Annotated in this window: 9 protein-coding genes and 1 pseudogene; 8 read left to right on the forward strand and 2 right to left on the reverse strand. The window is 40.8% G+C overall.

All coding sequences use genetic code 11. From position 1 onward, the window contains the following. Both A9239_RS03945 and artA read right to left on the reverse strand, forming a co-directional pair. The coding region (locus A9239_RS03945) for a phosphatidylserine decarboxylase (RefSeq protein WP_069575226.1) at nt 1-545 on the reverse strand (545 nt) is incomplete at its 3' end. 5 nt (nt 546-550) lie between these two features. After that, nucleotides 551-1,420: an archaeosortase A gene (gene artA / locus A9239_RS03950; protein ID WP_048154048.1), complete on the reverse strand. Its 870-nt coding sequence runs from the start codon at nt 1,418-1,420 to the stop codon at nt 551-553. Between the two features lie 948 nt (nt 1,421-2,368). Between artA and A9239_RS03955 the strand changes: the two genes are divergently transcribed. The 8 genes and pseudogenes from A9239_RS03955 to gatB all read left to right on the forward strand — a co-directional run bounded on the left by A9239_RS03955 (nt 2,369) and on the right by gatB (nt 10,297). Beyond that, nucleotides 2,369-2,785: an NUDIX hydrolase gene (locus A9239_RS03955; RefSeq protein ID WP_048120703.1), complete on the forward strand. Its 417-nt coding sequence runs from the start codon at nt 2,369-2,371 to the stop codon at nt 2,783-2,785. Beyond that, nucleotides 2,763-3,077, forward strand: coding sequence for a transcription factor S (locus A9239_RS03960; RefSeq protein WP_048120705.1), 315 nt, complete (start codon nt 2,763-2,765; stop codon nt 3,075-3,077). The genes A9239_RS03955 and A9239_RS03960 overlap by 23 nt, the downstream gene beginning before the upstream one ends. 296 nt (nt 3,078-3,373) lie before the next feature. Beyond that, nucleotides 3,374-4,111: a DNA polymerase sliding clamp gene (locus A9239_RS03970; RefSeq protein ID WP_011305902.1), complete on the forward strand. Its 738-nt coding sequence runs from the start codon at nt 3,374-3,376 to the stop codon at nt 4,109-4,111. 1 nt (nt 4,112) lies between these two features. Continuing rightward, nucleotides 4,113-5,285 carry a DNA primase regulatory subunit PriL gene (priL, locus tag A9239_RS03975; protein WP_048120708.1) on the forward strand — a complete coding sequence of 391 codons (1,173 nt, stop codon included), beginning with the start codon at nt 4,113-4,115 and terminating at the stop codon, nt 5,283-5,285. A gap of 307 nt (nt 5,286-5,592) precedes the next feature. Continuing rightward, a pseudogene (locus A9239_RS03980) lies at nt 5,593-6,755 on the forward strand (Coenzyme F420 hydrogenase/dehydrogenase, beta subunit C-terminal domain). Nucleotides 6,756-7,087: 332 nt separating this feature from the next. After that, complete coding sequence (gatC, locus tag A9239_RS03985) at nt 7,088-7,369, forward strand: Asp-tRNA(Asn)/Glu-tRNA(Gln) amidotransferase subunit GatC (RefSeq protein ID WP_048120709.1); 282 nt, start codon at nt 7,088-7,090, stop codon at nt 7,367-7,369. Between the two features lie 12 nt (nt 7,370-7,381). Continuing rightward, on the forward strand, nt 7,382-8,809 hold the full coding sequence (gene gatA, locus A9239_RS03990; RefSeq protein ID WP_048120710.1) for an Asp-tRNA(Asn)/Glu-tRNA(Gln) amidotransferase subunit GatA: 1,428 nt from the start codon (nt 7,382-7,384) through the stop codon (nt 8,807-8,809). Continuing rightward, nucleotides 8,810-10,297 carry an Asp-tRNA(Asn)/Glu-tRNA(Gln) amidotransferase subunit GatB gene (gene gatB / locus A9239_RS03995; RefSeq protein WP_048120711.1) on the forward strand — a complete coding sequence of 496 codons (1,488 nt, stop codon included), beginning with the start codon at nt 8,810-8,812 and terminating at the stop codon, nt 10,295-10,297. The last annotated feature ends 100 nt before the right edge of the window (nt 10,298-10,397 follow it).

The following is a 10,397-nucleotide window of genomic DNA, read 5'->3' on the forward strand; positions in this document are numbered from 1 at the left end:
TCAAAGTTATTGGGGATTGTTACGTCAACTCTGGATCCAAGGCGAATCATCCCAATGCGCTGTCCCTGCTCGATGTTATCATCTACTCGAGAATAAGAGACTATTCGCCTGGCAATTGTGCCTGCAATCTGCATGACACTAACATCCCCATACTTACTGTGGATAATAAACTCGTTTCTTTCGTTTCTTTCAGAATCTTTACAGAAAGCGGGAAGATATCCACCTTTCTTGTAAGTTATTTCTCTGATCTTTCCCGAAATAGGAGCTCTATTTACATGTACATTCTGGAGAAACATGAAAATACAGATTTTCCGGTCTCGAATGTCTATAACAGTGCCATCGGCCGGGGAAACCATATAAGTGTCCGAAACTTCAACCTTTCTTTCGGGGTCTCTGAAAAAAAGAACCATAAAGAAAGTCAGTGCCATTGCCATGTAAGCAACGTGGTTTAAATGAGAGCTGTTTATTGCTCTGGAGAGTATTGCAAACAATGCAGTAATAGACACAGCTGTAAAAAGCCAGGGTTCCGAACCTTTTGCAAGCATTTGTCTTAATCCCCCTCGGGCCTGCGCAGAAGAGATTTCAATTCTTTAGAAAGAATGACCCAGAGGCCATCAATCATTCCGAACAGTTCTGGCAGAATCCGAAGTACTGCATATGAAATTATAAAGAGGGCAATGCCTGAACCCGCCTTTGCGATATAGTTATGCGCAATTATAAAGCTGTCAGCCCCAAACCATTGCTCTCCATAAGCAACTACTACGAAAATGTCCCGGATAAGATTAAGTACATAGATCACGGGCACTGACACAATAAACGCCATAACCAGGCGACTAAGGGGAGCTCTCACTGCACCTATAAGCCCCATAAAGAGAGCAATACTTTCAATCGCCGTACAGGCGAGAATGATTTCTACTGTATACCCATTAAGTGATATCATATTCCAGGCTTTCATGTACGCAGGGATCTCTAAATAATGAAGAACCCAGAGAACTTGAGAAGTAACCCCTCCTATAATCCAGGTATTCAGAAAGGCGAAATTCGCAAACGGGAAATAAACAAGAGCTCCGAGTGCACTGGCACTTGTAAGCATCGAGGTTATGTCAAGGGAATCAGCCTCACCCTGAGATGAAAATTTTGAGTGCAGCACTTCTCTATTATTTATTATCCTTAGAGGACCTTTTCTGTACTCTAGAAACATGATGTATGCTACAAGTAGACAAAACAGAGCTACTACTATTGTTAAGAGCACATTGGCATAGTCCATAATTTCGAGATAATGAAGAGGCTGATAACTCCAGTGGATGGAAAATACACCCCATCCAATCCCTCCAACAAGTTTACGAACCCGAGAGGTTCTGGGGATGACGGATGACGCAACCATTAACCCGACTGCGAGCCAGAGTATACTTTCTATCATTTTTTACGCACCTTTTTTGCCAGAGGTAAAGTTTAGTTTTGAATATTATATTTCTTATTCTGAAAGCTCAGAAAGCCTCGGGCAAGTTATGAAGTTTCCGGAAAGCGACAAATGAACTTGTCTAAATAATTAATAAATATTTAAATAAGTTTCCAATAAGTCAAATTAGTTCATAATCGTTAGTATTTAGGAATTCAAAGCTTATGGATTTTACTTTTCATATTGATAAAGAGATGTAGAATTATTACTTTTACTATTACTTTCTATATTAATAAGGAGATGTAGAATTATTACTTTTATTATTACTTTTTATATTAATAAGGAGATGTAGAATTATTACCTCTATCATTACTTTCTATATTGATAAAGAAACATAGAATTATTACTTTTATCATTACTTTCTATATTGATAAAGAAACATAGAATTATTACTTTTATCATTACTTTTTATATTGATAAAGAGACATAGAATTATTACCTCTATCATTACTTTCTATATTGATAAAGAAACATAGAATTATTACCTCTAGATGTCAAGATCCCACGATACCGAGTAATTGAGCCTGCAAATAAGAAATATATTCCTATTATAGAAGAATAACGTTACAAACAAATCATTACATACATTTTATAGAAGAATAACGTTACAAACAAAGCATTACATACATTTTCTCGTTTGTATAAAAACATAGAGATTGAAGAGATTCAGGAACAGAAAATTTTTGTTTCGATAAAAGGGAAACATTTAAGAGAAGCAACCACATAAGGGATTTTTCTGCTTGACAGGAACTTGACTTACAATGTCAAAATTGAAATAAGATGAAGAATTTCTACGTTATGTATAATAATAATATTATTTCATTCTGGCGTTCCTGCCGGGAAAGCTAATTCAGAAGGGATTGGTGGCGGAAAAAGAGATCTCCTGGAAAGGAAATACGAAGGCGTTTTATGAAACCCAAAACTCCTAGTTTAACCGTTGATACCGTAATCCTCTTTAAAAACCGGCTTGTGCTTGTGAAGAGAAAAAATCCCCCATATAAGGGAAAATTTGCCCTTCCTGGCGGCTTCGTAGAAATCGGGGAAACTACAGAAAAAGCAGCAGTAAGGGAAGCTTTTGAGGAAACAGGCCTTTCTGTAGAGCTTATCAAACTTGTAGGAGTCTATTCCGATCCCGACCGTGACCCCAGAGGTCATACGGTTTCAGTATGTTACCTTGCAAAGGGTTCCGGAGAGCTGAAATCCGGATCTGATGCAGACTCCGCCGATCTTTTCGAGCTTGATTCTATTCCTGAACTGGCTTTTGACCACAATAAAATTATAAACGATGCAAAAAGTGATATTAATGCAATTCTGCCCCAAATGTAAAAGTATGATGTTTCCTAAAAACGGGAACTACGAGTGTAGAAAATGCGGGAACATAATACCTATAAAAAGTGATGAAAAAAGCTTTGTCTCCAAAGACAAGATCGATGACCATGAGATAGTAGTTCTGGAAGGTGAGCAGACTTCAGGCCTGCCGACAACAAGTGCAAAATGCCCAGAATGTGGGAATAATACTGCAGCCTGGTGGCTCAGACAACTTAGATCTGCCGATGAATCCGAAACTCGCTTCTTCAAGTGTACGAAATGCGGATTTACCTGGAGAGAATACGACTAAGATTTAATTGCCCTTCTATTCCCCCTCGAAGAGTACATTTCCCGGAAAAACAGCTTCATCAGGAGCTTCCTTTCTGCTTCACGCAGAACCTGAAGCCACCCTGAATTCTGACCAAGATTTATATAGTTATCAGGAGTTTGAATCTAATGGTTTTTCTGACTCCAAAACCCTGTTTGGTCAAATTCTGATAGTTAATTTTTTTAAAGATGAGCTGGAATTTAGGAATCTGTAAAGAAATTTATATATCTCAAGGGTAATAAAGAGTTTAGATTTAAATTTATTATTGGAGAAAAAATATGTTTAAGGCAGCAATTAATGCAGAGCTTCTGAAAGACGCGGTTGCCGCACTAGCTGTAATTGTAGATGAGGTCAGATTCAAAATAAACCCTGAAGGTATTTCGGTAAAAGCCGTTGATCCTGCCAATGTTGCAATGGGAATTTTCGAGCTTGGATCATCTGCTTTCGACGAGTATAACGCTGATGAATGTGAAATCGGAGTCGACCTGAACAAGATTACAGACCTACTGGGAATTGCGGATAAGAATGACACAGTCCGGATGGAACTTGAGGAAGAAAATCACAAACTCCTGATTGATGTCGGAGGGCTGTCTTATACACTTTCTCTTCTCGATCCTTCTACGATTCGAGCAGAACCAAGAGTTCCACAACTCGAATTGCCTGCCAAAGTAGTCCTTAACGGTGCAGACCTCAGACGTGCTGTTAAAGCTGCCGAAAAAATAAGTGACCATATGCTTATGGGAGTTTCGGACGATACATTCTATATGGAAGCAAAAGGCGATACCGATCAGGTCCGTCTCGAAATGGGTAGGGATCAGCTAATCGATCTGAAAGCAGGCGAAGCATGTTCTCTGTTCTCTCTGGATTATCTGACCGATATAGTTAAACCCACAAACAAAGTCAATGAAGTTACTCTCTCCCTTGGAAAAGACTTCCCAATACTCATAGATTTCGAAATTGCGAATGGTTCAGGAAGGATTTCTTACCTCCTGGCTCCAAGAATTGAGTCGGACTGAAATGGACGAGGAACATATTGCTCTTTACCCATTTGCTTCAGAAGTATCTGCTTATGTAGAAAGCCTTAGAGTCTCGTTAGAGAGTTTGCTTAATTCTCCAGCCTTTCGGAGATCTCGAGTTCGCGGGATGGAAAGAGTAATGCAATCCATCGAAGGAGAGATTGAAAAAACGCTCATAAAAGATGAAAGCTGGCTTCTTTCCGAAACTCTATCTTATCCTTTTGCTCAAATTCTGGTCGCTTGTGTAGATGACCAGTTATTCACCAAGCGATACGCACTTAAAGAAGCAGAAGCAGCCTCAAAATGGCTCGAAAAAGAAAGTACTGATTTTTTGCTTGAATTTGGGGAGGATTTTGGAATTCAAGCAGAAGCCGAAGAGTTAAAGTTCAGTATGCATTTTGCAGACTACATACGCTTTTCCTCCTCAATAAGGGAACCAGTCTGGAAATTAACAAATCGGCAGCTTAGATCCGGAATGGTCGTAGTTACGAAAAAAGACTTTGTAAGACTTCTTCAAGAAGCAATCAAAGAAAGAATAGAAAAATCATTTCCCATCCCCAAAATCCCTTCTGAAGTATCAAGTTTCTGCGCGCCTTATGTTGCTGAAATAAAAGATAAATTTGAGGTCCACAAGAAAAAATTCGGAACAACGGACTTTGGTGTAGTGGAACCAGACCTCTTTCCTCCCTGTATATCCCATGCCCTTGCAAACGTACAGGGTGGAGTAAATCTTGCCCATTCTATGCGCTTTGCCATGACCTCCTTCCTGCTCAGTGTGGGAATGTCAGTAGATGAAATTCTTAACCTTTTCAATGTATCTCCTGATTTTGACGCTGAAGTAACCCTTTATCAGATAGAACATATCGCAGGCGCAACAGGAAACGTATACAAACCTCCTGCATGTGACACCATGAGAACCTATGGGAACTGCATAGGTAAAGACCGATTGTGTGAAAAAATCAGTCATCCTCTGGCATACTACGAGAAGAAAATATATCTGAAAAATAAAGAAAAGGAAATGGAAAAAGAGAAGGAAGAAGAAAAGAAAAAACAAGAAGAAAAGGAAGAGGAAAAGGAAAAACAAGAAGAAAAAGGGAAGAAAATAAAAGAGGGAAAGAAAACAAGAAAAAGGAAACAAAAGAAGAGAAGAGAAGTAAAGGAAAAACAGGAATAAAATGAAAGAATACAATAACTGAGTACATCGCTGAAAAATCAGCAATAATCTAAGTATTCATTCATCTAATGGTCTTTGGTGGAAATCCCATAAAATGTAAAAAAGTAAAAATCAGAGAGATAATAAATATAAAAGTTATAATTATATAAAATTTATATAAATCAGTCTCTTTTAACTAGTTATTAACTTCACTGCTACAAGATCAATATCCTTTAAGACTAGCATCAAATTCTTTTGTGAGTCACGCATTTGATTGCACTTATGGTATTTCCTGAAGTTTTCGTGTAACCTGCATCGGAAGCTTTTAATGCCGCTAGATTCTATTTGTAAAAAAATAATATTTGACAATACTGAGTATTTTTCGGATTATGGGGGGAAAAGCTACTATTTTTGCAGTTCCGAATGCAAACAGAAATTCGATGCTCTAGAAAAAAGTGTAATTCGACTCAAACGGAATCTTAGTGAGAAAGAAAGAATTTCCTTTGGAAAGTTAAAAAAGGACATTATAAAACCAGGCATATGTACTCTTTGCGGAGCCTGCGCAGCAAGTTGAGAATATATAACGATAAAGCATGACGCACCAAAACTGGTAGGCCCCTGTAAAGCCTGCGGAGTCTGCTACTACCAGTGTACGAGAACCATTACCACAGAAGAGGTACTTATAGGGAGTTTCCGCTTCGCATATGCAGCAAGATCTGCTATTCCCGAAATAAAGGGACAGGATGGAGGAGTTGTGACATCTCTACTCTTGTATGCCCTTGATGAAGGGTTAATTGACTCTGCTGTAGTTACTACCCGCTAAAAAGAAGAGCCCTGGAAACCTGTACCAGTAGTTACAAGGAAAAGGGAAGAGATCCTTGAGAGTAGCGGCAGTATCTATTCTCATTCAATGACGCTTGAAGCTCTTATGAGCGCAATTAAACAGGGAATGAACAGTGTTGCGTTCGTAGGGACAAGCTGTAATATTGATGCAGTCACTAAAATGCAGAAAAGTTCCTATGGATTTCTACATCTCTTTATGAGAGCAAAGGTTCTCAAACTCGGGCTCTTTTGTATGGATACCTTCTCCTATGAGGGAATTAAAGCAGTACTGGAAAGTTATGGAATTACGCTGGAAAATGTAGATGCCATGAAAACTCGGAAAGGGAAGTTTGAGGTTACTCTGAAAGACGGAAAACAACAAATCTTCGACCTCAACGAATTTGATGAATATAGGAGCTCATCCTGTCGTTTCTGTACGGATCTTACTGCCGAAAACTCAGATCTCTCTTTTGGCGAAGTTGGCAGCCCAAGAGGCTGGACTACAGTCCTTACCGGTTCAGCCCTGGGAGACGAAATATTCAATGGAGCCGTAGACAACGGTTACATTGAAGCACGACACCTTACCGACGACGAACTTGAAAGAGTACTCAACTGGCAAAAATGAAAAAAGTCCAGATGTATGACCTCAACAGAAGGCAAAAAAAGTAACGACCTTAAAGACATATTCGGCAGCCAGTAAAAACTTACTCGCTGCCACCACAACTTCAAAAATTCCTTTTGTCTTATAAGATAGCATTCCTTAGCAAATTGAATAAAGAGCTTATCTTGACCATAATTCAGCCCTCTTGAGTGAACGAAGTGAGCGAAAAGGGCACCGTCCTCCCGAGACGAGACTCGGGTGAAGGAACTCGGGTGAAGGAACTCGAGAGCGGCAACTGATGCAGGAGGATGATGAATATATATTTATCCCATTAATCTATTTATATTATGCAGCAACCAACGGCATTTATTCAGGATTATTCTATTTTTGAGGGACTTTTATGATCACAAAAGAAGATGTAGAACATATCGGCTGGCTTGCTCGCATTGATATTAGCGAACAGGAAACAGTTGAACATATGGAAAAACTTAATTCAGTGCTGGGGTATTTCGGACAGCTTGACGAGTTGCCGACTGAAGATGTAGCTCCCACTTACCACGTGGCTGAGATTCATAACGTGTTCAGGGATGATGTGGAAGAAGAATGTCTCCCGCAGGAAGTTGTTCTTGAAAACACCGAACACAAACAGGATGGAGCCTTCAGAGTTCCGAAGATAGGCTGAGGAGGATTTTTAATGGCAAAGTGGATGAGTGTTGCACAAGTAAAAGAGAAAATTAAGGAAAGCTCAGCCGAGGAAGTAACAGCTCAGTATCTCGAGACTATAGGAAAGAGCAAAGTTAATGGTTATATAACGGTCTCTGAAAAAGCTCTTGAGCAGGCGAAGAAAATTGATGCTGAGGGGCACGATGGCCCTCTTGCAGGTGTACCAATTGCAATAAAAGATAATATTTCCGTAGTTGGACTGCCAAACAGTTGCGGTTCTAAAATCCTTGAGAACTATGTTCCGCCATTCAATGCTCATGTTATTGAAAAGCTTCTCGCTGCAGGTGCCGTGATTCTAGGAAAGACCAACATGGATGAGTTTGCAATGGGTTCCTCTACGGAAACCAGCTATTTTGGACCGACTGCAAACCCCTGGGACCTTGAAAGAGTACCGGGTGGGTCTTCCGGTGGCAGTGCAGCAGTTGTTGCAGCAGGAGAAGCTCCTTTTGCCCTTGGTTCTGACACAGGAGGTTCTGTACGCTGCCCTGCAGCTTTCTGTGGGGTTGTTGGACTTAAACCGACATATGGATCCGTTTCCAGATATGGAGTAGTGGCTTATGCAAACTCTCTTGAACAGGTCGGACCTCTTGCAAACAATGTGACAGATATTGCAGTGCTGATGGATGTTATAGCCGGTTATGACCGTAAGGATTCCACTTCAATTGACAGTAAAACCGAATACCAGAAAGCTCTTATCGAAGATGTAAAAGGGCTTAAAATCGGGGTTCCAAAAGAGTTTTTCGGAGAAGGTATTCATCCAGATGTTGAAAAAGCCGTCTGGAACGCCATACACAAATGCGAAGATCTCGGAGCGTCCTGGGAAGAGGTTTCTATGCCTCATATAAAGTATGCTCTTGCTTCTTATTATATCATTGCAATGAGTGAAGCATCCTCAAACCTTGCAAGATTTGACGGAACACGTTATGGTTATAGAGCAAGCGGTGAAAACTGGCATGCTATGGTTTCAAAGACGAGAGCTGAGGGCTTTGGGACAGAAGTGAAAAGAAGAATTCTCCTGGGAACCTATGCCCTTTCAGCAGGATATCACGACAAGTATTATTTAAAAGCCCTGAAGGTCAGAACTCTTGTTAAGCAGGACTTTGACAAGGCTCTCTCAAAAGTTGATGTGCTTATGGCTCCAACTATGCCAAACCCTGCTTTTAAAATAGGAGAAAAGATTGAAGATCCTCTTACCCTTTATCTCTCGGATGTGAATACCTGCCCGATCAATCTTGCAGGCGTACCCTCACTTTCCGTGCCCTGCGGTTTCACTGACGGTCTTCCAATAGGGCTTCAGATAATGGGCAAGCCATTTGATGAGCCTGCTGTGCTGCGTGCAGCATATACTTTCGAGCAAAATACTGATTATCACACAAAGAGACCTCCGGAGGTGGCATAAATGGTTTATGAAAATCCTGACGGAGTACGAATCGGGCTTGAGATCCATATCCAGCTTAATAAACTTAAGACCAAGATGTTTTGCGGCTGCTCTACAGACTACCACAATGCAGCCCCAAACACTCACACCTGTCCAATCTGTCTGGGCCTTCCGGGAACACTTCCGGTTCTTAACAAAAAAGTAGTAGAAGCTGCAATTAAAGTAGGGCTTGCCCTTGAAGGAGAGATTGCAGAAGAGACACAGTTCCACAGGAAGAACTATTTCTATCCTGATCTTCCCAAAGGTTTTCAGATTACGCAGTATGATTTCCCAATTGTAAGCAATGGAAAAGTCGTAATTGAAGGAGAAGACGGAGAACATGTGGTAGGGATTACAAGAGCCCACATGGAAGAAGACCCAGGCAAACTTGTGCACATCGGAAGTATAGAGAATTCAAAAGGTGTCCTTATTGATTATAACAGATCAGGCGTGCCTCTGATTGAGACTGTTACAGAACCTGATATGCGCAGCCCCAAAGAAGCTAGAAGGTTCCTTGATAAGTTCAGGAATATCCTTGAGTATCTGGATGTTTTTGACGGCAACCTTGAAGGAGCAATGCGTGTGGATGCAAACGTTTCAGTCCACTGGGGTACCCGTGTTGAGGTTAAGAACATCTCCTCGCATAAAGGAGTTGAAAAAGCTCTTCTCTATGAGATTATGCGCCAGAAGAATGTAATCCGGCGTGGAGGAAAAGTCTCACAGGAGACTCGACATTACGACGAAGGCAGGGGCGTAACGCTTTCAATGCGGACAAAAGAAGAAGCTGAAGACTATCGTTACTTCCGCGAACCCGACCTTATGCCTATGCGCATTACCGATTGGATTCCTGCAATTAAGGAGACTCTACCTGAACTTCCGGACGCAAAACGTGCTCGCTTCATAGAGCAGTACGGAATTACGGATATGCATGCAAAGTCTCTTACGTCAAAGATTATGCTCGCCGACTTCTATGAAAACGTCTGTGCAAAAGGAGTTGATCCAAAGATTGCAGCTACCTGGACGGCTGATGTCTTCCTTGGAGAATTAAATTACCGTGACCTTGAAATCTCTTCTTATGACGGGGAGAAAATAGGTTTTATCCACGCAAAAGACCCAGGGATAAAGAATTCCATTAAGGTTTCAGATATGGTAGAACTGGTTAACCTTTTTGCCGAAGGTAAAATCAGTGACAGGGCTGCCGTTGAAGTCATTCGAACTATGCTGGATGCTGCGGAGGAAAAGACCCCGTCCCAGATTATCGAAGAAAAGGGCCTTTTCAAAGCCGAAGACGACCTGGTGACTAAAGCAATTGCTGAAACAATCGCCGAAAATGAAGCTGCAGTACAGGACTATCTTGGAGGCACGGAGAAATCCCTGAACTTCCTTGTGGGACAGGTCATGAAAAAGACAAAAGGTACGGCAGACGCAAAAACTGCACGCGAACTGATAATTAAAGAACTGAAAGGGTAACCCTAGAGGGTTCACCTTTTTATTACATTTTAGTTTAGTTTGCATTTATTAATAAAGTATTCAGTTGTTTTCAGAAACTGGGATTATTCTAACTCTTATT

Origin of the sequence: Methanosarcina sp. A14, assembly GCF_001729375.1 — an archaeon.
GTDB lineage: Archaea > Halobacteriota > Methanosarcinia > Methanosarcinales > Methanosarcinaceae > Methanosarcina > Methanosarcina barkeri.